General features: G+C 67.0%; 17 protein-coding genes. 16 read left to right on the forward strand and 1 reads right to left on the reverse strand.

Annotated features, from left to right (window positions below; genetic code table 11):
- From HDA44_RS31130 to HDA44_RS31190, 13 genes are all read left to right on the forward strand, one after another.
- Positions 1-948 (forward strand): ATP-binding cassette domain-containing protein, encoded by a 948-nt coding sequence (locus tag HDA44_RS31130; RefSeq protein ID WP_184840529.1) that lies wholly within the window; start codon positions 1-3, stop codon positions 946-948.
- Positions 945-1,718 (forward strand): MlaE family ABC transporter permease, encoded by a 774-nt coding sequence (locus HDA44_RS31135; protein ID WP_184840531.1) that lies wholly within the window; start codon positions 945-947, stop codon positions 1,716-1,718. Before HDA44_RS31130 ends, HDA44_RS31135 begins: the two co-directional genes overlap by 4 nt.
- A 5-nt stretch (positions 1,719-1,723) precedes the next feature.
- On the forward strand, positions 1,724-2,557 hold the full coding sequence (locus HDA44_RS31140) for an MlaE family ABC transporter permease (protein WP_184840533.1): 834 nt from the start codon (positions 1,724-1,726) through the stop codon (positions 2,555-2,557).
- 1 nt (position 2,558) lies between these two features.
- A complete protein-coding gene (locus HDA44_RS31145; RefSeq protein WP_337906634.1) occupies positions 2,559-3,887 on the forward strand; it encodes an MCE family protein in 1,329 nt (442 codons plus the stop codon).
- On the forward strand, positions 3,884-4,915 hold the full coding sequence (locus tag HDA44_RS31150) for an MCE family protein (protein ID WP_184840535.1): 1,032 nt from the start codon (positions 3,884-3,886) through the stop codon (positions 4,913-4,915). Before HDA44_RS31145 ends, HDA44_RS31150 begins: the two co-directional genes overlap by 4 nt.
- Positions 4,912-5,925: an MCE family protein gene (locus tag HDA44_RS31155; RefSeq protein WP_184840537.1), complete on the forward strand. Its 1,014-nt coding sequence runs from the start codon at positions 4,912-4,914 to the stop codon at positions 5,923-5,925. Before HDA44_RS31150 ends, HDA44_RS31155 begins: the two co-directional genes overlap by 4 nt.
- Positions 5,925-7,112 (forward strand): MCE family protein, encoded by a 1,188-nt coding sequence (locus tag HDA44_RS31160; protein ID WP_184840539.1) that lies wholly within the window; start codon positions 5,925-5,927, stop codon positions 7,110-7,112. Before HDA44_RS31155 ends, HDA44_RS31160 begins: the two co-directional genes overlap by 1 nt.
- The gene (locus tag HDA44_RS31165; RefSeq protein ID WP_184840541.1) at positions 7,109-8,338 is read left to right on the forward strand and encodes an MCE family protein; all 1,230 of its coding nucleotides are present in this window, start codon (positions 7,109-7,111) and stop codon (positions 8,336-8,338) included. The genes HDA44_RS31160 and HDA44_RS31165 overlap by 4 nt, the downstream gene beginning before the upstream one ends.
- Entirely contained in the window at positions 8,335-9,624 is a 1,290-nt protein-coding gene (locus HDA44_RS31170) for an MCE family protein (RefSeq protein WP_184840543.1), read from the forward strand. The genes HDA44_RS31165 and HDA44_RS31170 overlap by 4 nt, the downstream gene beginning before the upstream one ends.
- Entirely contained in the window at positions 9,621-10,133 is a 513-nt protein-coding gene (locus HDA44_RS31175) for a hypothetical protein (protein WP_319036149.1), read from the forward strand. Before HDA44_RS31170 ends, HDA44_RS31175 begins: the two co-directional genes overlap by 4 nt.
- Positions 10,133-10,801: a hypothetical protein gene (locus tag HDA44_RS31180; RefSeq protein WP_184840544.1), complete on the forward strand. Its 669-nt coding sequence runs from the start codon at positions 10,133-10,135 to the stop codon at positions 10,799-10,801. Before HDA44_RS31175 ends, HDA44_RS31180 begins: the two co-directional genes overlap by 1 nt.
- A gap of 265 nt (positions 10,802-11,066) precedes the next feature.
- Complete coding sequence (gene rpoB / locus HDA44_RS31185) at positions 11,067-14,549, forward strand: DNA-directed RNA polymerase subunit beta (RefSeq protein WP_184840547.1); 3,483 nt, start codon at positions 11,067-11,069, stop codon at positions 14,547-14,549.
- A gap of 68 nt (positions 14,550-14,617) precedes the next feature.
- Positions 14,618-18,478, forward strand: coding sequence for a DNA-directed RNA polymerase subunit beta' (locus tag HDA44_RS31190; RefSeq protein WP_184840549.1), 3,861 nt, complete (start codon positions 14,618-14,620; stop codon positions 18,476-18,478).
- Between the two features lie 259 nt (positions 18,479-18,737).
- On the opposite strand, the gene HDA44_RS31195 is transcribed toward HDA44_RS31190, so the two are convergent.
- On the reverse strand, positions 18,738-19,781 hold the full coding sequence (locus tag HDA44_RS31195) for a type IV toxin-antitoxin system AbiEi family antitoxin domain-containing protein (RefSeq protein ID WP_184840551.1): 1,044 nt from the start codon (positions 19,779-19,781) through the stop codon (positions 18,738-18,740).
- Between the two features lie 524 nt (positions 19,782-20,305).
- On the opposite strand from HDA44_RS31195, the gene HDA44_RS31200 reads away from it, so the two are divergent.
- The 3 genes from HDA44_RS31200 (at position 20,306) to rpsG (ending at position 22,887) form a co-directional block, all read left to right on the forward strand.
- Positions 20,306-21,691 carry a nuclear transport factor 2 family protein gene (locus HDA44_RS31200; protein ID WP_184840553.1) on the forward strand — a complete coding sequence of 462 codons (1,386 nt, stop codon included), beginning with the start codon at positions 20,306-20,308 and terminating at the stop codon, positions 21,689-21,691.
- A 351-nt stretch (positions 21,692-22,042) separates the two neighbouring features.
- Positions 22,043-22,417, forward strand: coding sequence for a 30S ribosomal protein S12 (rpsL, locus tag HDA44_RS31205; protein WP_141854829.1), 375 nt, complete (start codon positions 22,043-22,045; stop codon positions 22,415-22,417).
- The gene (gene rpsG, locus HDA44_RS31210) at positions 22,417-22,887 is read left to right on the forward strand and encodes a 30S ribosomal protein S7 (protein WP_184840555.1); all 471 of its coding nucleotides are present in this window, start codon (positions 22,417-22,419) and stop codon (positions 22,885-22,887) included. Before rpsL ends, rpsG begins: the two co-directional genes overlap by 1 nt.
- Positions 22,888-22,946 lie beyond the last annotated feature (59 nt).

Below are 22,946 nucleotides of genomic sequence, written 5' to 3' on the forward strand. Positions count from 1 at the left end.
GTGGGCGTAGAGGTCCGCGTCGAAGGTCTGACCAAGTCCTTCGGCAGCCAGCTCATCTGGGGTGACGTGTCACTGACGCTGCCCGCCGGTGAGATCTGCGTGATGCTCGGCCCGTCCGGTACCGGCAAGTCGGTGTTCCTGAAGACGCTGATCGGGCTGATCAAGCCCGAGCGCGGGCATGTCTGGATCGAAGGCACGGACATCGCCACCTGCAGCGAGCGCGAGCTGTACGAAGTACGCCGGCTGTTCGGCGTACTGTTCCAGGACGGCGCGATGTTCGGTTCGATGAACCTCTACGACAACGTCGCCTTCCCGCTCCGGGAGCACACCAAGAAGTCCGAGTCCGACATCCGCTCCATCGTGATGGAGAAGATGGAGATGGTCGGCCTGGTCGGCGCGGAGAAGAAGCTGCCCGGCGAGATCTCCGGCGGGATGCGGAAACGGGCCGGCCTGGCCCGCGCGCTGGTGCTGGACCCGCAGATCCTGCTGGTGGACGAGCCCGACTCCGGCCTGGACCCGGTGCGTACGTCGTTCCTGAACCAGGTGATGATCGACCTGAACGAGGCGTTCGGCGCGACCTTCCTGATCGTCACCCACGACGTGAACACCGCGCGGACGGTCCCGGACAACATCGGCATGCTGTACCACCGGCACCTGGCCATGTTCGGCCCGCGGGAGATGCTGCTGTCCAGTGAGGAGCCGGTGATCCGCCAGTTCCTGAACGCGCAGATGATCGGCCCGATCGGGATGTCCGAGGAGAAGGACGCCGAGGAACTCGCCGCCGAGGCCGGCCAGGAACTGCCGCCGCTGCCGCCGATCCCGATCCAGCAACTGCCCAGCAGTGGCATGCTCCGCCCGACCCAGCGCCCACCGGGCGATTGGTGCCGCGAGAACGGCGTCGTCCCACCACCGGGCTCCTTCGAAACAAGCACGGTGGGGGCGCGGTGACCGTTAGCGCGACCGCGCCCCTGAAGCACGCCGGTTCGCTGTTCGCTTTCGCGCTGGACACCGGTCGCGCCATGTTCCGGCGGCCGTTCCAGTTGAAGGAGTTCCTGCAGCAGGCCTGGTTCGTCGCGAGCGTGACGATCATCCCGACCGCGCTGGTCGCGATCCCGTTCGGCGCGGTGATCGCGCTGCAGGTCGGTGGGCTGATCAAGCAGTTCGGCGCGCAGGCCTTCACCGGTTCGGCGGCCGTACTGGCCGTGGTGCGGGAGGCGTCCCCGATCGCGACCGCGCTGCTGATCGCCGGCGCCGGCGGTTCCGCGATCTGCGCGGACCTCGGCTCCCGGAAGATCCGCGAGGAGCTGGACGCGATGATGGTGCTGGGCATCGACCCGATCCAGCGCCTGGTGGTACCCCGGGTGCTGGCCACCATGCTGGTCGCGTTCTTCCTGAACGGGTTCGTCAGCGTCGTCGGCGTGATGGGCGGCTACGTCTTCAACGTGGTCCTCCAGGACGGTACGCCCGGCAGCTACATCGCGTCCTTCACCGCGCTCGCGCATCTGCCCGACCTGTGGCAGGGGCAGGCGAAGGCCCTGGTCTTCGGGGCGATCGCGGCGATCGTTGCGGCGTACAAGGGCGTGAACGCGGGCGGCGGCCCGAAGGGCGTCGGCGACGCGGTGAACCAGTCCGTGGTGATCACCTTCATGCTGCTGTTCGTCGCGAACTTCTCGATGACCGCCATCTACTTCCAGCTCGTCCCGCCGAAGGGGGCCTGAGCGACATGGCAGGGTCGGCCCTCGATGTTCTGGTCAAGAAGCCGCTGAACTCGCTCGACAAACTCGGTGAGCAGCTGGCCTTCTACCTCAAGGCGCTGGCCTGGTCCGGCAAGTCGGTCACCCGGTACCGCAAGGAGATCCTCCGGCTGCTGGCCGAGGTCACGCTCGGCACCGGCGCGCTCGCGGTGATCGGCGGCACCGTCGGCGTGATCACCTTCCTGGCCTTCTTCACCGGCACCGAGGTCGGTCTGCAGGGGTACTCGGCGCTGAACCAGATCGGTACCTCGGCGTTCGCCGGATTCGTGTCCGCTTACATCAACACCCGCGAGATCGGCCCGCTGATCGCCGGGATCGCGCTCGCCGCGACCGTCGGCTGCGGGTTCACCGCGCAGCTCGGCGCGATGCGGATCAGCGAGGAGATCGACGCCCTCGAAGTGATGGCGATCCCGTCGCTGCCGTTCCTGGTCACCACCCGGATCATCGCCGGCCTGGTCGCGGTCATCCCGCTGTACGTGGTCGGTCTGCTCTCGTCGTACTTCGCGACCAGGCTCACCGTCACCACGTTCTACGGTCAGAGCACCGGCACGTACGACCATTATTTCCATCTGTTCCTGCCACCCGGCGACGTGCTCTGGTCGTTCGGCAAGGTGCTGGTGTTCTCGGTGCTGGTGATCCTGGTGCACTGCTACCACGGGTACCACGCGACCGGGGGGCCGGCCGGCGTCGGCGTCGCGGTCGGCCGCGCGGTTCGTACGTCGATCGTGGTGATCAACGTGGTCGACCTGCTGCTGTCGATGGCCATCTGGGGTACGACGACCACCGTCCGGCTGGCAGGCTGACGTGACCAAGCTGATCTCGCACAAGGTGCTCGGTGTCGCGTTCATCGGCGTGCTGTGCTTCCTGCTCTGGCTGACGTACGCGTTCTACGCCAAGGTCTTCGTCAAGACCGTCGATGTCGAGCTGAAGACCAGCCACATCGGCCTGCAGCTGAACGAGCACGCGGACGTGAAACTGCGCGGGATCATCGTCGGCGAGGTGCGCAAGGTGTCCACCGACGGTGACGAGGCGACCGTCCAGCTGGCGCTCAAACCCGACCAGATCAGCGAGATCTCCAGCGCGGTCAGCGCGCGGATTCTGCCGAAGACGCTGTTCGGCGAGAAGTACGTCGCGCTTGTCCCACCGAAAGGACCCGAGGGCCCGCACATCGAGGCGGGAGACGTGATCAGCCGGGACAAGACAGCCGTCGGTATCGAGATCGAGAAGGTGCTGAACGACGCGCTGCCGCTGCTCCAGGCGGTCGACCCGGCCGATCTGAACGCCACCCTGAACACGCTCGCCACCGCGCTCGAAGGCCGTGGGGCCGAGATCGCCGGCACGCTGACCCAGCTGGACGGGTACCTGAAGAAGCTGAACCCGAGCGTTCCGAAGCTGATGGACGCGCTGGCCAAACTCACCCAGGTCTCGAACCTGTACGGCGACGCGACCCCCGACCTGGTCCGCGCGCTGCGCAACCTGACCATCACCGGCAACACCGTGGTGGAGAAGGAACAGCAACTGCAGACGTTCTTCGTCGACGTGCAGAAGTTGTCGACCACCGGGAACACGTTCCTGCAGCAGAACGAGGACCGGGTGATCCGGCTCGGCCAGGTCAGCCGCCCGGTGCTCGACCTGCTGGAGCGGTACTCGCCGGAGGTGCCGTGCTTCCTCAAGGTGCTGAGCGACACCGCCCCGATCCTGAACGACACGTTCCGCGACGGGCGGCTGAACATCAACCTGGAGCTGATCACCAACCAGCCGACGCCGTACGAGCCGAACGAGCTGCCGGCGTACAAGGACCATCGCGGCCCGACCTGTGTCGGCAAGAACTACAGCGTCCCGGGGGAGAAGCCCGGCCCGTACAACCAGGAGAACCCGGCGCCGTACGTGACCGGTGACGACGGCGTGATCGGCGACCACAACAAGAACCAGCGCTTCCCGCTGGACCTGAAACTGAACCGCGCGATGCCCGGCTTCGCGATGGACACCCAGGGCGTCGGCACCCCGGCCGAACAGAAGGTGATCGACTCGGTCGTCGGCCCGGCGATGGGCGTACCCGCGACCGACGTACCGGACCTGACCACCCTGATGGTCGGCCCACTGCTCCGCGGCGGGCAGGTGGATCTGAAATGAGCTTCTTCGACCGGAAAACGACCTTCGACACGGTTCGGCTCGGGATCTTCGTGGTGGTGACGACGATCGCGACCGCGTTGCTGGCGGTGACGATCGGCAACATCACCTTCAACACGACCACCAAGTACCGGGCCGTGTTCACCGACGCGGTCGGGCTGAACCAGGGTGACGACATCCGGATCGCGGGCGTGAAGGTCGGCCAGGTCGACAAGATCGCGCTGTACCAGGACAAGTACGCGATGGTGACCTTCAGCGTCGACTCGGATCAGGTCCTGGACGCCTCGACGCACGCGACCTTGCGGTACCGGAACCTGGTCGGCAACCGGTACGTCGCGCTCACCGACGGGGTCGGCGGCGGGCCGCGGCTGGGGGAGAACGGCCTGATCCCGAAGGAGCGTACGTCGCCCGCGCTCGACCTGTCGGTGCTGTTCAACGGGTTCAAACCGCTGTTCACCGCGCTCACCCCGGCGGACGTGAACCAGTTCGCGTTCGAGGTGATCAAGGTGCTGCAGGGCGAGGGCGGCACGATCGAGTCGCTGCTGGCCAAGACCGCGTCGCTGACCACCACGCTGGCCGACGCCGACAAGGTGATCGGCGACCTGATCACGAACCTGACCGGGACCTTGCAGATCGTCTCGCAACGGCAGCAGAACTTCTCCCAGTTGCTGGTGAACCTGCAGCAGTTCATCACCGGCCTGAGTCAGGACGTCACCCCGATCCTGAACTCGCTCGGCTCGATCAACTCGCTGAACAACAAGACCGCCGGCCTGCTGCAGCAGACCCGGGTGCCGATCAAGGCCGACCTGGACAAGCTGCGGATCACCGCGGCCACGCTGGACGACACCCAGGCGATCTGGGTGAAGACGCTGCAGACGATGCCCGGCAAGCTGAACACGATGACCCGGACCGCCTCGTACGGCTCCTGGTTCAACTTCTACCTGTGCAACTTCGACGGCAACATCACGCTGCCCACGGGTACCCGGATCCCGGTCGCGTACGACCTGAACTCGGCGAGGTGCAAGAAGTGAAGCCGTTCCGGGAGCAGAACCAGGTGACGATCGGCGTGATCGGGCTGACCGTGATCGGCCTGATCATGCTGGCCGCGTTCAAGGCGCAGGACCTGCCGCTGATCGGTGGTGGCACCAAGTACTCGGCGCAGTTCTCCGAGGCCGGTGGGCTGAAGGCGAACGACGAGATCCGGGTGGCCGGCGTCCGGGTCGGCAAGGTCCGTGGCGTCGAGCTGGAGGGTACGCACGTCCGGGTCGACTTCGTCGTCGATCAGGGCGTGAAGCTCGGTGACCAGACCGGCGCGGAGATGAAGATCAAGACGTTGCTCGGGCAGAAGTACCTGAAGCTGGATCCGGCCGGTTCGGGGCAGCTCAAGCCCGGTGCGGAGATCCCGCTGGCGCGGACGACGTCGGCGTACGACGTGGTGGACGCCTTCACCGACCTGGCGAACACCACCGACCGGATCAACACCGCCCAGCTGGCGAAGGCCCTGGACACGTTGTCGGCGACCTTCAAGAACACGCCGGACGAGGTACGCGCGTCGCTGACCGGACTGTCCCGGCTGTCGCAGAACGTGGCGAAGCGCGACGAGCAACTGAAGCTGCTGCTGCAGAACTCGAACGTCGTCACCAAGATCCTTGCCGACCGCAACCAGCAGCTGATCAAGCTGATGAAGGACGGCAACACCGTGTTCCAGGCGGTGCAGGCGCGGCGCGCGCTGATCCACCAGTTGCTGGTGTCGACGCAGGCGCTGTCGGCGCAGATCACCGCGCTGGTCCGGGAGAACCGCAAGGACCTGGCGCCGACCCTGCAGAAGGTGAACGCGGTGCTCGCCGTACTGCTGAAGAACCAGAACGACCTGGACGCCAGCATCAAGGGCCTGGCGCCGTTCGTCCGGGTCTTCACCAACACGCTCGGCACCGGTCCTTGGTTCGACACGTACCTGCAGAACCTGGCACCGGTCCCGGAGATCCCACTGCCCAGGCTGCTGCCGCCCGGGCTGCCGCCGATCCTCGGGGGTGGCGGCTGATGAAGGTGAACGCGCTGTCCCGGCTGATCGCGATCGCGGTGGTCGTGGTGATCGTCGCGGTCGGACTCGTCACGCTGTGGCCGAAACCCGAACGGGTGACCGCGACGGCGTACTTCCCGCGCGCGGTCTCGGTGTACCCGGGTTCGGACGTCCGCATCCTCGGCATCAAGGTCGGCGAGGTGGAGAGCATCACGCCGGCCGGGCGTACCGTCCGGGTGAAGTTCTGGTGGGACGCCAAGCACAAGGTGCCGGCCGACGCCAAGGCCGTGATCGCCTCGCCGTCGATCGTGGCCGACCGGTACGTGCAGCTCACGCCCGCGTACTCGAAGGGTGCCGCGATGGCGGACGGCGCGCAGATCCCGATCGAGCGCACCGCCGTACCGCTGGAGCTCGACCAGATCTACCAGAGCCTGAACGACCTGTCGGTGGCGCTCGGTCCGAAGGGCGCGAACGACCAGGGCGCACTGGCCCGGTTGCTGGACGTCTCGGCGAAGAACCTGAACGGTCAGGGTGCCAAGCTGAACCAGACGATCACGGACGTGTCCAAGCTGACCAGCACGTTGTCGGGGAACTCGTCGGCGCTGTTCAACACGATCCGGCAGCTGCAGACGTTCGTGTCCGCGCTGGCGGCGAACGATCAGCTGGTCCGGCAGTTCAACACCAACTTCTCCGCCGTCTCGACCACGCTGGCCGGTGAGCGGAAGGACCTAAGTACGGCGCTGTCCTTGCTGGCGACCGCGCTCGGCGAGGTGGCGACGTTCGTCAAGGACAACCGGACGCTGGTGAAGACGACTGTCACCAGCGCGGCCGCCCTGTCGCAGATCCTGGTCAAGGAGAAGGCCGCGCTGGCCGAGATCCTCGACACCGCACCGCTCGGTCTGGGCAACCTGGCGCGGATCTACAACCCGCAGTTCGGCACGCTGGACCAGCGGCTCAACCTGGGCCAGCTGGACGACCCGGCGACGTTCGTCTGCTCGCTCCTGCTGCAGGCGAACCAGGGCATGTCGTCCTGCTCGGCGCTGAAGCCGGTACTGGACGCGCTGGCCAAACTGCCGTTGCTGACCTCCCTGACCGGAAACGCACCGTCGAGCGGCGGCCCGGCCGGTACGCCCTGGGCGCCGGCGCCGACGGCCCCGCTGAACAGCCCGGACCCGGTCGACCCGACGCTCGGGGGGCTGGTCAAATGAAGCGGCGGATCGCCATAGTCGCGGGCGTTGCCGCGCTGGCCACGCTGCTGACCGGCTGCGACTTCAGCGTGTACTCGCTGCCGCTGCCGGGTGGCGCGAAGATCAAGGGGCCGGCGTACACGGTCACGGTCGAGTTCACCGACGTACTGGACCTGGTCCCGAAATCGTCGGTGAAGGTCGACGACGTCACCGTCGGTACGGTCGAGAAGGTCTGGCTGGACGGGTACGTCGCCAAGGTACGGATCAAGCTGCCGAAGAGTCTGGACCTACCGGACAACACCCACGCCACGATCCGGCAGACCAGCTTGCTCGGCGAGAAGTTCGTTTCGCTGTCCCGGCCGACCGGGTCCGAGCAGCCACGCGGCCACCTGGAGAACGGCGAAGTTATCCCGCTGTCCAGGACCACCAGCAACGTCGAGGTGGAAGAAGTACTGTCCGCACTCTCGCTGCTGCTGAACGGTGGTGGCGTAGCTCAGCTCCAGATCATCACCCAGGAGCTGAACAAGGCGCTGACCGGCAACGAACCGGCCATCCGGGACGTGCTGACTCAGCTGAACATCTTCGTCGGCACACTGGATCAGAACAAGCAGCGGATCGTCACGGCAATCACTGCCGTTGACCAGCTGGCGAAGAAGCTGAACGCGCAGAAGGCCACGCTGGCAACCGCTATCGACTCGCTGCCGAAGTCGATCGCCGTACTGGACAAGCAGCGGGCCGCTTTGGTCAAGACGCTGCAGGCGCTGGCGACACTGGGCAACACCGCGACCCGGGTGATCACTTCGGCGCAGAAGGACCTGGTCGCCAACCTGCAGTCGCTGTACCCGATCCTGACCAACCTGGCGAAGGCCGGCGCGGATCTGCCGAAGTCACTCGAGCTGCTGTTCACGTACCCGTTCCCGGACAACGCGGCGAAGGCGGCGAAGGGCGACTTCACCAACCTCGGGATCACCCTCGACGTGAACACCCAGAAGGCGCTCAAGGGCCTGATCAACCTGAACCTGCCGACCGTCGGCCCGACCGGGCTGCCGACCGCGCGGATCAGCCTGCCGCTGCACCTGCCGACCAGTCCGGGCCAGGGCACCGGGCTGCCGAAGCTGCCGGTCCCGACCGGTACCGCGACGACCTGCATCACGCTGCTCGGTCTGCCGGTCTGTACACCGAAGCTGAACCGGTCCGGGTTCGATCCCGATCTGGCTCGCGCACTGATGCCAGGAGCGGTCTCATGATCACCAAAGCGGTCCGGATCCAGCTGATGGTGTTCCTGCTGATCACTGTCGTCGGCGTGGCCTTCGTCGGCGCCCGGTACGCGCAGGTGGACCAGCTGGTGGTGAACAAGAACTACACGGTCAGCGCCAGCTTCGCGGAGTCCGGCGGCATCTTCTCCGGCGCCGAGGTGACATACCGCGGGCAGCCGGTCGGGCGGGTCGGTCAGCTCAAGCTGCTGCCCGACGGCGTCGACGTGGACCTGGAGATCGAGAAGAAGTTCAAGATCCCGAACGACCTGATGGCGGTGGTCGCGAACCGGTCCGCGATCGGCGAGCAGTACGTCGACCTGCAACCGCGCCGCGACGGGTCGCCGTACCTGCGGAACAACTCCAAGATCGCCCGCGAGGACACCGCGATCCCGATCGACACCACCGAACTGCTGCTGAACCTGGACCAGCTGGTGAACTCGGTCGACAAGAACAGCCTGCGGACCACCGTCCGCGAGCTCGGCGCGGCGCTCAAGGGCAAGGGCGGCGACCTGCAGAAGATCATCGACAGCTCCGGCAAGCTGATCGACAACGCGGACGCGAACGTACTGCAGACGATCAAGCTGATCAACGACGGCGACACCGTGCTCGCCACCCAGGTTGCCAGCGGCGACGCGATCAAGACCTGGGCGAAGAACCTCGCGCTGCTGTCCGACACCCTGGTCAGCTCGGACGCGAACCTGCGCAAGGTGATCGACCAGGGCTCGGCCGCGTCCAGCCAGCTGACCGGCCTGATCCAGGACAACAGCGCGGACATCGCGGTGCTGCTCGGTAACCTGCTGACGGTGAGCGAACTGACAGCGGTCCGGCTGGACGCCGTCGAGCAGCTGCTGGTGGTGTACCCGGCGGTCTCGATGGGTGGGTACGTCGTACCGGCCAAGGACCCGGGCACCGGGCACTACGACGCGCACTTCGGGCTGGTCCTCGGGCTGACCCCGCCGGCCTGCCGGCCCGGGTACGGCGGTACCGACAAGCGCGTACCGCAGGAGCTCGGCAACACGCCGGCCAACACCAAGGCCGGGTGTACGGCGAACCCGTCGACCGGGATCAACGTCCGCGGCTCGCAGAACAAGCCCGCGCCGTCCTCGCGCAATCTGAACCGGACCGGCTACGGGATCGGCTACGACCCGGCCACCGGCGCGGCCGGCGGCACCGGCGGGATGCCGGAAATGGTGCTCGGGTCGACCGGCGGCCAGGAAGAGCTGCTCGGCAGTGACTCCTGGAAGGCCCTGATCCTCGGACCGGTGACCAGCAAGTGAGTACTACGTCCCGACTGAAGAGCCGCCTGAGCGGTCGGCTGGTGCTGGCTTGGGCGCTGAGCGTACTGCTGGTGGTCGCGCTGGCCGGCCTGACCCTCTCGGTGGTCGCGCTGAGCAAACAGCGGGCCGCCGACTCGGCCCGCGACGGCGCGATGAAGTCGGCGCGGCAGCTCGCGCTGGACTTCACCACGTACGACTACCAGACCTGGGACGCGGACTCGAAGCGGGTCCTGGACGACTCCACCGGGCAGTTCAAGCAGGAGTTCCAGTCCGGGATCGACGCGGTGAAGACCGACGTGGTGGCCAACAAGGCGACCTCGAAGGGGGACGTGAAGGAGGCCGGGGTGGTCTCGAACGACAAGGACTCCGCGCAGGTACTGGTGATCGTGAACGCCGTCGTGACGAACACGGCCTCCGCCCAGGGGGTCGAGCGCCGGTACCGGATCAAGCTGGACCTGGTCCGGGAGAAGGACCGCTGGCTGACCGCCGACCTGCAGGTGGTGGGCTGATGCCCGGCCGTACCCCGAACCGTCCGCGCATCGCCGGCCAGCGGCGTACGCCCGCCGCGCCGGATGTGACGCCAGCCACACCAGAGGCCCCTGAGGCCGAAGTGAAGGCGGCTCAGCAACCACCGGCGACTACACAAGGTGAGCAATCCAAGCAGCCCAAGCAAGCTCCGGCCGCTACCGGCAAGCAGGGCCTCGGGAATCTGCTCACGGTCGCGCTGGCGATCGTGGTGGCGCTGACGCTGGGCGTCGCGGTCCTGCTCGGGATCAAGGCCTGGCACGGCAGCCAGGCCGAGGACGCCCGGGGCCAGGCCGCCGCGGCCGGCCGGAAAGCGGCCGAGACCGCGCTCAGCTACGACTACCGGGACCTGGACAAGAGCTTCGCCGCCGCCCGGGCGACAATGACCCCGGACTTCGCCGCCAAGTTCGACGAGACCGCCAAGGTGGCCGGGGAGCTGGCCACCAAGACCAAGGCGACGGTGAAGGCCGACGTCCGCGAGGTCGGGGTCCGCGACGGCGACGCCGACCGGGTCACGCTGATCATCTTCGTCAACCAGACCACCACCAGCACGATCACGCAGGGTAAGCCCCGGGTGGATCTGAACCGGACCCGGTTCACGATGGTCCGAAACGGCGGCCGATGGCTGGTCCAGGAGATCGCCGGACTGTAACCTCTAGGTGACTCCGCACCAAGAGGACGCCGGCTGGCTCGTGGGTGATCTGCCCACTGGAGACTCCGGGTCGGTCCTTGACGGAGAGGGTGGTCCGACGGCAAACTGTTGGACCCCATTGGACAGGCTTGCCTGGATCGGGTAACCTATTGCTTTGCGCTGCCTTTTCCCTCGCCCTCGCTCGGGTCTCTGACTTGACTGGGGCGGCTTGGCGTGCGCTCCCAGCACCGAAGTGATTTTTTGCGAGCCCGTGGAAGGACGCCCCTTGGTCGCCTCGCGCAACCCCCAGTCCGACAGCATTTCCAACGTCTCCGGCCCCCGCCGCATCTCCTTCGCGAAGATCTCCGAGCCTCTTCAGGTTCCGGATCTCCTTGCCCTGCAGGTGGACAGTTTCGACTGGCTGGTCGGAAACGAAACGTGGCAGGCCCGGGTGGCCGCCGCCGAGGCCGAGGGGCGGTCGGACCTGTCCGGCCCCAGCGGCCTGGAAGAGATTTTCGAGGAGATCTCCCCGATCGAGGACTTCAGCGGCACCATGTCGCTGTCGTTCCGCGACCACCGCTTCGAGCCGCCGAAGAACACGGTCGACGAGTGCAAGGAGCGCGACGTCACGTACTCGGCTCCGCTGTTCGTCACGGCCGAGTTCATGAACAACGAGACCGGCGAGATCAAGAGCCAGACCGTGTTCATGGGCGACTTCCCGCTGATGACGCGCAAGGGCACGTTCGTGATCAACGGCACCGAGCGGGTCGTCGTTTCCCAGCTGGTCCGGTCGCCCGGCGTGTACTTCGAGCGCACCCCGGACAAGACGTCCGACAAGGACATCTTCACCGCCAAGATCATCCCGTCGCGCGGCGCGTGGCTGGAGTTCGAGGTGGACAAGCGCGACATGGTCGGCGTCCGCCTGGACCGCAAGCGCAAGCAGAACGTCACCGTCCTGCTGAAGGCGCTGGGCTGGACCGACGCGCAGATCCTCGAGGAGTTCGGCGACTACGAGTCGATCCGGCTGACCCTGGAGAAGGACCACACCTCCGGGCAGGACGACGCGCTGCTGGACATCTACCGCAAGCTGCGTCCGGGTGAACCGCCGACCCGCGAGGCCGCGCAGGCGCTGCTGGAGAACTACTACTTCAACGGCAAGCGCTACGACCTGGCCAAGGTCGGCCGCTACAAGATCAACAAGAAGCTCGGCCGGGACGAGGCGCACGACCAGGCGGTGCTGACCGTCGACGACATCGTCGCCACGATCAAGTACCTGGTCGCGCTGCACGAGGGCAAGACCGAGCTGCCGGCGCCGCGCGGCGAGATCGTGGTCGAAGAGGACGACATCGACCACTTCGGCAACCGCCGGCTGCGTACCGTCGGTGAACTGATCCAGAACCAGCTCCGGACCGGCCTGGCCCGGATGGAGCGGGTGGTCCGGGAGCGGATGACGACCCAGGACGTCGAGGCGATCACGCCGCAGACCCTGATCAACATCCGGCCGGTGGTGGCGGCGCTGAAGGAGTTCTTCGGCACCTCGCAGCTGTCCCAGTTCATGGACCAGACCAACCCGGTCGCGGGCCTGACCCACAAGCGCCGGCTGAACGCGCTCGGCCCGGGTGGTCTGAGCCGTGAGCGGGCCGGCTTCGAGGTCCGTGACGTGCACCCGTCGCACTACGGCCGGATGTGCCCGATCGAGACGCCGGAAGGCCCGAACATCGGCCTGATCGGTTCGCTCGCGTCGTACGGCCGGGTGAACGCGTTCGGTTTCGTCGAGACCCCGTACCGCAAGGTCGTCGACGGCGCCGTCACCGACCAGGTGGACTACCTGACCGCCGACGAGGAGGACCGCTTCGTCATCGCGCAGGCGAACGCCGCGCTGACCGACGACAACCGGTTCGCCGAGGAGCGGGTGCTGGTCCGCCGGCGGCACGGTGAGGTCGAGCTCGTCCCGGTCGAGGACGTGGACTACATGGACGTCTCGCCGCGCCAGATGGTGTCGGTGGCGACCGCGCTGATCCCGTTCCTCGAGCACGACGACGCGAACCGCGCGCTGATGGGTTCGAACATGCAGCGCCAGGCGGTGCCGCTGATCACCTCGGACGCCCCGCTGGTTGGTACCGGCATGGAGTTCCGGGGCGCGGTCGACGCCGGCGACGTGGTCGTGTCCGACAAGGCGGGCGTGGTCAAGGAGGTCTCGGCCGACCTGATCGAGATCGCCGCCGACGACGGCACGTACCAGACCTACCGGATGGCGAAGTTCCGCCGCTCGAACCAGGGCACCTGCATCAACCAGCGCCCGCTGGTCGACGCCGGGCAGCGGGTCGAGATCGGTACGCCGCTGGCCGACGGTCCGTGCACCGACGAGGGCGAGATGGCCCTCGGCCGGAACATGCTGGTCGCCTTCATGACGTGGGAGGGCTACAACTACGAGGACGCGATCATCCTCAGCCAGCGCGTCGTGCAGCAGGACCTGCTGACCTCGATCCACATCGAGGAGCACGAGGTCGACGCCCGCGACACCAAGCTGGGCCCGGAGGAGATCACCCGGGACATCCCGAACGTCTCCGACGAGATGCTGTCGGACCTGGACGAGCGTGGCATCATCCGGATCGGCGCCGAGGTCACCACCGGTGACATCCTGGTCGGCAAGGTCACCCCGAAGGGCGAGACCGAGCTGACCCCGGAGGAGCGGCTGCTGCGCGCGATCTTCGGTGAGAAGGCGCGCGAGGTGCGCGACACCTCGCTGAAGGTGCCGCACGGCGAGGAGGGCACCGTCATCGGCGTCCGTGTCTTCGACCGTGACAACGGCGACGAGCTGCCGCCGGGCGTCAACCAGCTGGTCCGGGTGTACGTGGCCCAGAAGCGGAAGATCTCGGTCGGCGACAAGCTGGCCGGCCGGCACGGCAACAAGGGCGTCATCTCGAAGATCCTGCCGGTCGAGGACATGCCGTTCCTGGAGGACGGCACCCACGTCGACGTGATCCTGAACCCGCTGGGCGTGCCCGGCCGGATGAACGTCGGCCAGGTGCTGGAGACCCACCTCGGCTGGATCGCCTCCCGCGGCTGGGAGGTCGACCCGGAGAACGAGGAGGAGTGGGCGCAGCGGCTGATCAAGATCGGCGCCGGCTCGGCCGAGCCGATGACGAACGTCGCCACCCCGGTGTTCGACGGCGCGACCGAGGACGAGGTCACCGGCCTGCTCAGCTCCACGCTGCCGAACCGTGACGGCGTCCGGATGGTCAACGGCCAGGGCAAGGCCCAGCTGTTCGACGGTCGTTCGGGTGAGCCGTTCCCGGACCCGATCGGCGTCGGCTACATGTACATCCTGAAGCTGCACCACCTGGTCGACGACAAGATCCACGCCCGTTCGACCGGCCCGTACTCGATGATCACGCAGCAGCCGCTGGGTGGTAAGGCGCAGTTCGGTGGTCAGCGGTTCGGCGAGATGGAGGTGTGGGCCCTGGAGGCCTACGGTGCCGCCTTCGCGCTGCAGGAACTGCTGACGATCAAGTCCGACGACGTCGTCGGACGGGTCAAGGTGTACGAGGCGATCGTCAAGGGCGAGAACATTCCGGAGCCGGGTATCCCGGAGTCGTTCAAGGTTCTGGTCAAGGAAATGCAGTCCCTCTGCCTCAATGTCGAGGTGCTCTCGTCCGACGGAAGCCGGGTCGAGATGCGCGACAGCGAGGAGGACGTCTTCCGGGCGGCGGAGGAACTGGGAATCGACCTGTCCCGGCGCGAGCCGAACAGCGTCGAGGAGGTCTGAGCGGGTTGCCGTTCGACATCAACAACCAACTCACTCAGACCACTCTTAGCAACGGGAGATAACACATCGTGCTCGACGTGAACTTCTTCGACGAGCTTCGGATCGGCCTGGCCACCGCGGACGAGATCCGCCAGTGGTCGCACGGCGAGGTCAAGAAGCCGGAGACGATCAACTACCGGACGCTCAAGCCCGAGCGTGACGGTCTGTTCTGCGAGAAGATCTTCGGTCCCACCCGGGACTGGGAGTGCTACTGCGGCAAGTACAAGCGCGTTCGCTTCAAGGGCATCATCTGCGAGCGGTGTGGCGTCGAGGTCACCCGCTCCAAGGTGCGCCGGGAGCGGATGGGCCACATCGAGCTGGCCGCGCCGGTCACCCACATCTGGTACTTCAAGGGTGTCCCGTCGCGGCTCGGCTACCTGCTCGACCTCGCTCCGAAGGACCTGGAGAAGGTCATCTACTTCGCGGCGTACATGATCACCGACGTCGACGAGGAGTCGCGGCACCGCGACCTGTCCTCGCTCGAGGGCCGGGTGGACGTGGAGCGCAAGCAGCTCGAGAACCGTCGTGACAACGACATCGAGACGCGGATGAAGAAGCTCGAGGAGGACCTGGCGCAGCTCGAGGCCGAGGGCGCCAAGGCCGACGTCCGCCGCAAGGTGAAGGAAGGCGCCGAGCGTGAGGTCAAGCAGCTGCGCGACCGCGCGCAGCGCGAGATCGACCGCCTCGACGAGGTCTGGACCCGGTTCAAGAACCTGAAGGTCCAGGACCTGGAGGGCGACGAGATCCTCTACCGCGCCATGAAGGAGCGGTTCGGCAAGTACTTCGAGGGCGCGATGGGCGCGGCCGCGATCCAGCGCCGGCTGGAGACCTTCGACCTGAAGGCCGAGGCGGCCAACCTGCGCGAGACGATCAAGACCGGCAAGGGGCAGCGCAAGACCCGCGCCCTGAAGCGGCTCAAGGTCGTGACCGCGTTCCTGGCCACCAACAACAGCCCGATGGGCATGGTGCTGGACTGCGTCCCGGTGATCCCGCCGGACCTGCGCCCGATGGTGCAGCTCGACGGTGGCCGGTTCGCCACCTCGGACCTGAACGACCTGTACCGCCGGGTGATCAACCGGAACAACCGGCTCAAGCGGCTGCTTGACCTCGGCGCGCCGGAGATCATCGTCAACAACGAGAAGCGGATGCTGCAGGAGGCCGTCGACGCGCTGTTCGACAACGGCCGCCGTGGCCGTCCGGTCACCGGCCCGGGCAACCGGCCGCTGAAGTCGCTGTCCGACATGCTCAAGGGCAAGCAGGGCCGCTTCCGGCAGAACCTGCTCGGCAAGCGCGTCGACTACTCCGGCCGTTCGGTCATCGTGGTCGGCCCGCAGCTGAAGCTGCACCAGTGCGGTCTGCCGAAGGCGATGGCGCTGGAGCTGTTCAAGCCGTTCGTGATGAAGCGGCTGGTCGACCTCAACCACGCGCAGAACATCAAGTCCGCCAAGCGGATGGTCGAGCGTCAGCGCGCCCAGGTCTGGGACGTACTGGAAGAGGTCATCACCGAGCACCCGGTGCTGCTGAACCGTGCACCAACCCTGCACCGGCTCGGCATCCAGGCGTTCGAGCCGCAGCTGATCGAGGGCAAGGCGATCCAGATCCACCCGCTCGTCTGCTCCGCGTTCAACGCGGACTTCGACGGTGACCAGATGGCGGTGCACCTGCCGCTGTCGGCCGAGGCGCAGGCCGAGGCGCGGATCCTGATGCTGTCGACGAACAACATCCTGAAGCCGGCCGACGGCCGTCCGGTCACGATGCCGACCCAGGACATGATCATCGGCATCTACTTCCTGACCATGCTGAAGGAAGGCGCCAAGGGCGAGGGCCGGGCGTTCAGCTCGGTGGCGGAGGCGCTGATGGCCTTCGACCGCAAGGAGCTGTCGCTGCAGGCCAAGATCACCATCCGGCTGAGCGGCTCCGGCGCTCCGGCGGACGCGATCGAGCTGGCCGACGGCGGATTCGCGCTGGAGACCACGCTGGGCCGGGCGCTGTTCAACGAGGCGCTGCCGTCGGACTACACGTTCGTCGACACCGAGGTGGGCAAGAAGCAGCTCGGTGGGATCGTCAACGACCTGGCCGAGCGGTACACCAAGGTCGAGGTCGCGCACGCGCTGGACGCGCTCAAGGACCTGGGCTACTACTGGTCCACCCGGTCCGGTGTCACGGTGTCGATCGACGACTTCAGCACGCCGCCGAGCAAGCCCGAGATCATGGCCCGGTACGAGTCGCAGGCCGAGAAGGTCCAGAAGCAGTTCGAGCGGGGTCTGATCACCTCGTCCGAGCGGCGGCAGGAGCTGATCGAGATCTGGACCGGCGCCAACGCCGAGGTCGGTAAGGCGATGGAAGAGAACTTCGCCAAGGACAACCCGATCTGGATGATGGTGCACTCCGGTGCCCGAGGCAACATGATGCAGATCCGGCAGATCTCCGGTATGCGTGGCCTGGTGGCGAACCCGAAGGGCGAGATCATCGCCCGGCCGATCAAGTCCAACTTCCGTGAGGGCCTGTCGGTGGTCGAGTACTTCATCGCCACCCACGGTGCCCGGAAGGGCCTGGCCGACACCGCGCTGCGGACCGCCGACTCCGGGTACCTGACCCGTCGTCTGGTGGACGTCTCGCAGGACGTGATCATCCGCGAGGAGGACTGCGGCACCGAGCGTGGTCTGCCGAAGCAGATCGGCGAGAAGGACCCGTCCGGCAAGGTCGTCCACGCCGAGAACGTGGAGACCAGCGCGTACGCCCGGACGCTGGCCACCGACGCCCTCGATGCCGAAGGCAACGTGGTGCTGGCCGGCGGCGCCGACCTGGGCGACGTGTCGATCGCGCAGCTGGTCGCGGCCGGGATCGAAGAGGTGAAGGTCCGGTCGGTGCTCACCTGTGACGCCAAGACCGGTACCTGCGCGAAGTGCTACGGCCGTTCGCTGGCGACCGGCAAGCCGGTCGACATCGGCGAGGCGGTCGGCATCATCGCGGCCCAGTCCATCGGTGAGCCGGGTACGCAGCTGACGATGCGTACCTTCCACACCGGTGGTGTCGCGGGTGATGACATCACCCACGGTCTGCCGCGTGTGGTCGAGCTGTTCGAGGCCCGCCAGCCCAAGGGCAAGGCGCCGATCTCGGAGGCCGCCGGCCGGATCTCGATCGAGGACACCGACAAGACCCGGAAGCTGGTGCTGACGCCGGACGACGGGTCCGAGGAGGTCGCCTACCCGGTCTCCAAGCGTGGCCGCCTGCTGATCGAGGAAGGTCAGCACGTCGAGGTCGGTCAGCAGCTGACGCAGGGTACGCCGGACCCGCAGGAGGTACTGCGGATCCTGGGTGTCCGGAAGGCGCAGGAGCACCTGGTGGACGAGGTCCAGGAGGTGTACCGGTCGCAGGGTGTGGCCATCCACGACAAGCACATCGAGATCATCGTCCGGCAGATGCTGCGCCGGGTCACGGTGATCGAGTCCGGCGAGGCGAACCTGCTGCCGGGTGAGCTTGCCGACCGGATCATGTTCGAGGCGGAGAACCGCCGCGTCGTGGCCGAGGGTGGTACGCCGGCTTCCGGCCGTCCGGTGCTGATGGGTATCACCAAGGCGTCGCTGGCGACCGAGTCGTGGCTGTCGGCCGCCTCCTTCCAGGAGACGACCCGCGTCCTCACCGAGGCCGCGATCCACGGCAAGTCCGACTCGCTGGTCGGTCTGAAGGAGAACGTCATCATCGGCAAGCTGATCCCGGCCGGTACGGGCATGGACCGGTACCGCAACATCCGGGTCGAGCCCACCGAGGAGGCGAAGGCCGCGATGTACTCGATGGTCGGCTACGAGTCGTACGACTACGACTTCGGTCCGTCGTCCGGCCAGTCGGTCCCGCTCGACGACTTCGACCTCGGTTCGTACCAGAACTGAGCCGAGTCACCGCTCACAAGGGCGGCACTTCCCAACCGGGAGGTGCCGCCCTTGTGGCGCTCCCGACGCCTACGCAGCCGGCGGCACGCCCACATCTAATGACGGCATGCCCGCGCTGCTCGTCTACGTGTCACGGGCGGCTCGGCCTGCGCTGCTCGCCCGCATCTCACAGCGGCACGCCCATCCCGCACGCCCCAGCCCACTCTCACCCACCCCCCCCAAACCGGTTTGGGGAGCGGCGCTGCCCAACCCGGGGGGACTACGCTCCCCGAACCGGTTTGGGGAAGTAGTGGCGAGTGGCTTGGCAGGTGGGGGAGCAGGGGCGAGGGCGCCCGGCCCAACCTCGGAGGTTGAGGGCGGCAGCCACCTGAGTGGCCGCGATGCACGGTTCGTCGACCAGTTGGTACCCGAAACGCAAGGTGAGTTTGCCGCTGACTGTCGCGGCGTTGTCGCGATGCATATCGCGCCAGCTCGACTCGGTGTCCGAATGTCCGCGCCGTCCGTCCAGCTCGACGATCAGCCCATACGGCGTGTACTCGGAGTCCCGGTACACCACATGTTTCCTGGAGCCGGTCGCCGATTGGAAACGGACCTGCCTCTCGGCGATCGGCAGAGCATGAGCCCGCTCGACTCGGTGCAGGTACTGCTGCTCCAGGAACGACTGCGCTCCGTCCGCCGCGTCCAGCACGATTCGCCGGAGGGTTTGGCGACCAGGCAGTCTGATCAGTGAATCGAGCTCTGCGAGCAAGCGCGCGGGGGTCGTGGCGCGCTGCCGGCAGACCTCGAGCAGCAGGGCGGCTTGTCGGGACAGGTCGGGTTCGGCGCTCGCTCGCACCAGAGCCGCGACTTCCAGGCGCATGATCGGAGGTGTCCGGGAGCCGTACAGCTGCGCCGAGTAGCCGCGATGGCGGGTAACCAGTACGCTCGGTCGCCCGATGACCCGGCGCGCATGAGGTACAGCGAGGTGGATGCGATCATCGCTCCACTCACCTTTGACACCGTACTGGCGCAGCGCCGTCTCACCGGTGAGCGCTGCATCCGGGGCGTACGCCAGCCAGGCCGCCCAGACTCTGGTTTCAAATGGCAGTGGCCCGGTGAAGTCCACGTACACGCCGCGATGGATCTGTTGAATCTGACGCGCTCGGCGTCGCTGCGAAAGCACTTTGTCGGTGATTCCGTGTTCGGTTGCCTGCGCTCTGCTGAATGCGCCCAGTTGGCGGCCGCTCACCTGCTCGAACAGCTCACCCAGCCGCCCGCCTGTCTCGTCGCGCGGGCCCTCGCCGCACGCCTCGACGTTTCGCATTCGGCATCTCCTTTCGACAAGCCGCCCGCTGCCCCGCTGCCAAAGAAGATGCACCACTCACACCGCCGTACGTCCAACCAATCTCTGCCCTGTGCGTAACCGCCACCCTTCCCCTCTGGCTCGGTGGACCCCGGCCGAGCTCCCCAAACCGGTTTGGGGAGCTGAGCCGCCCAAATCGGGCGTACTGGGCTCCCCGGTTCGGGCTTCTGTACGACCCGAACCGGTTTGGGGAGGATTGTTTTGGTTGTGAGGGTGGTGGGGTTGGAAGGGGTGTTGGTTGGCCGGCGTTGTGAGGTGTTGCCGGGGGCCTTTCGGGTGATGTGGAGCGCGGGTGGTGGCGTGCGTTGTGGTGAGGTGGCGTGACGGGCGGGTGGTATGTCGCGGGGCGGGTGCTGTGGGGCGGTGGTGTGGTGGGTGTTGGGAAGTGCCGCCCTTGCGGCTTTTACCAGCCGGTACGGTGCGCGCCGGCGAAGACACTCGGGGTGGCGGCTGAAACTGGGGGCGGGATGCGCCAAGATTGGTCCATGACGGATCTGCCGGCCTACTTGCGGCCTTTCGTCTTGGGGGTTCTGGAAGGTTCCGATGTCCGGGTCGATCGCTTGGGGGAGCTCGACCTGTATCGCCCGCCCGGTACCGCTCGAGGCGGCGCGATTCTTTTCGTGCACGGGGGACCAGGCCCGGACGGGCTCGAGGTAATGCCTCGGGACTGGCCGGTCTACAAGGGTTATGCGACCGCTGCCGCCAGGCTTGGCGTGGTGTCAGCGGTGGTCGACCACAGTCTGATTCGCGGTCTCGACCAGTTGGTCGCGGCCGCGGACGAGGTGGAGGCTGCGGTCGGCGTGCTGCGCTCCGATCCACGGGTCGACCCTGATCGGGTCGGGCTGTGGTTCTTCTCGGGTGCGGGCCTGCTGGCCGGGGAGTGGCTGGACAGCCGCCCCGACTGGTTGCGGTTCGTTGCCCTGACCTACCCCCGGCTCGCCACCCCGCCCGGTGTCGACGAGTTGGTTAGTGCCGCTGAAGTGATTGGAAAACACGACCGGGGCGGTGGGGCGGGGAAAGTATCAAGTAAGGACCTGCCGGTATTGCTGACCAAGGCTGGACTCGAGTCTGAGGAGCTCGCTGGTCCGGTCGCGGAGTTCGTATCCGCGGGAGGCGCCGCGCTGGACATCATCGACGTACCGAAAGGGCACCACGGGTTCGACATGCTCGACCACACCGAAGAATCACGCGCCGCCGTCACCAAGGCTCTCGACTGGGCGATCGCCCACCTCGGCGAGGAGCCCGGTGACGAAGGCAAACTCCTCGTCCCACCACCCCCGGCCAAGAAGAAGACCACGACCACCACCCGCCGTACGCCCGCCGCGGCCAGGACCGCCGTCGCGGAGCGGCCGGCGGCGCCTGCCGAACCCGCTACTCGGCCGGCGCCCTCGGCAACTCCCTCGGCAACTCGTACGGCAACTCCCTCAGCGGCTCCTGCAGCTGTTCCTGTGGCCGCTCCGGAGCCGGTCGCCCCAGTGGTCGCCCCGGCGCCTGCCCAGCCCACACTGGCCGATCTGGGCCTGGCTACGGTGGCTGCCGTCAGCACCGAGACGCCGGCCGCGCGGATCGTCGCCCGGGAACACGCGGCGTACGCGGCGCACGACCTGGAAGCGTTCCTCGCGACGTACTCGCCGACGGCCCGGATCCAGCGCGCCGACGGTTCCGAGCTGAAGGGCCGCCGGTTCCTGCGCGAGTACCACCGGCCGCGCTTCGAGGCCGGCCGCTGCAAGACCGAGATCGTCGAGCGGCTGATGCTGGGGGAGTGGGTGGTCGAGCACGTGATCAGCCACGACGACGGCGAAGCGGTGCCGCAGCTGGCGCTCTACCGGGTGGTCGACGGCCAGATCACCGACGTCGAGTTCCGCGCCTGACAAGCGCCCAGGAAAACGCCCGGGAAACGCCCGTAGCGGGGCCTCTGGAAGCGCTTGCCAAGCGCTCCGCCGGAGGCCCTGTACACTGAGATCGCGGAAGGGTCTCGTTCGCGGTCTGTTAGTCATTTTGACCGTGCTTGAGGCACCCGCTAGTCTTAACGATCGTGCCCGGGGTCTTTCCTGGGCCGTCATGCGTGCCCCTCGTCCAACGGGTCGGGCCGCGTGGCACGGGACTCCTGCCGACAGTCTGGAAGATTACGGCTTCGGTCTGCTCGTGCGCACGCGACACACCCGACCGCGGGGGTCAGGTAACAGCAGCAAACCCAGCCGGACGACAGAAAGAGCTACGCGGTGCCCACCATTCAGCAGCTGGTCCGCAAGGGCCGCCAGGACAAGGTGTCGAAGAACAAGACGCCGGCCCTGAAGGGTTCTCCTCAGCGTCGTGGTGTGTGCACGCGCGTCTACACGACCACGCCGAAGAAGCCGAACTCGGCCCTTCGTAAGGTCGCACGTGTCCGCCTGACCAGTGGCATCGAGGTCACCGCGTACATCCCCGGTGTCGGCCACAACCTGCAGGAGCACTCGATCGTGCTCGTCCGCGGTGGCCGGGTGAAGGACCTCCCGGGTGTCCGGTACAAGATCATCCGCGGTTCGCTCGACACCCAGGGTGTGAAGAACCGGAAGCAGGCTCGCAGCCTCTACGGCGCGAAGAAGGAGAAGAGCTAATGCCGCGCAAGGGTCCGGCCCCGAAGCGCCCGGTCATCATCGACCCGGTCTACAGTTCGCCGCTCGTCACCCAGTTGATCTCGAAGATCCTGGTCGACGGCAAGAAGCAGATCGCGCAGAGCATCGTCTACAGCGCGCTCGAGGGCACCCGTACCAAGACCGGCACCGACCCGGTGATCACGCTGAAGCGTGCGCTGGACAACGTGAAGCCGAGCATCGAGGTGAAGAGCCGCCGCGTCGGTGGTGCCACCTACCAGGTGCCGATCGAGGTCAAGCCGGGCCGGTCGACCACGCTGGCGCTGCGCTGGCTGACGTCGTACTCGCGGGCCCGCCGCGAGAAGACCATGTCCGAGCGGCTGATGAACGAGATCCTGGACGCGTCCAACGGTCTCGGCGCGTCGGTGAAGCGCCGCGAGGACACGCACAAGATGGCCGAAGCCAACAAGGCTTTCGCCCACTACCGCTGGTGATCCCGGGTCCGATCCGGACCCAGCGTTCACCCCTTTGACGCAGTACAGAATCGAGAGGC

It is taken from the genome of Kribbella solani, assembly GCF_014205295.1.
Classification (GTDB): domain Bacteria; phylum Actinomycetota; class Actinomycetes; order Propionibacteriales; family Kribbellaceae; genus Kribbella; species Kribbella solani.

What these genes read in the sequence shown, in the direction of transcription:
- HDA44_RS31140 (WP_184840533.1), top strand. Translation starts at nt 1,724, where the DNA reads ATGGCAGGGTCGGCCCTCGATGTTCTGGTCAAGAAGCCGCTGAACTCG.
- HDA44_RS31150 (WP_184840535.1), top strand. Translation starts at nt 3,884, where the DNA reads ATGAGCTTCTTCGACCGGAAAACGACCTTCGACACGGTTCGGCTCGGG.
- HDA44_RS31160 (WP_184840539.1), top strand. Translation starts at nt 5,925, where the DNA reads ATGAAGGTGAACGCGCTGTCCCGGCTGATCGCGATCGCGGTGGTCGTG.
- HDA44_RS31165 (WP_184840541.1), top strand. Translation starts at nt 7,109, where the DNA reads ATGAAGCGGCGGATCGCCATAGTCGCGGGCGTTGCCGCGCTGGCCACG.
- HDA44_RS31170 (WP_184840543.1), top strand. Translation starts at nt 8,335, where the DNA reads ATGATCACCAAAGCGGTCCGGATCCAGCTGATGGTGTTCCTGCTGATC.
- HDA44_RS31180 (WP_184840544.1), top strand. Translation starts at nt 10,133, where the DNA reads ATGCCCGGCCGTACCCCGAACCGTCCGCGCATCGCCGGCCAGCGGCGT.
- HDA44_RS31195 (WP_184840551.1), bottom strand. Translation starts at nt 19,781, where the DNA reads ATGCGAAACGTCGAGGCGTGCGGCGAGGGCCCGCGCGACGAGACAGGC.
- HDA44_RS31200 (WP_184840553.1), top strand. Translation starts at nt 20,306, where the DNA reads ATGACGGATCTGCCGGCCTACTTGCGGCCTTTCGTCTTGGGGGTTCTG.
- rpsG (WP_184840555.1), top strand. Translation starts at nt 22,417, where the DNA reads ATGCCGCGCAAGGGTCCGGCCCCGAAGCGCCCGGTCATCATCGACCCG.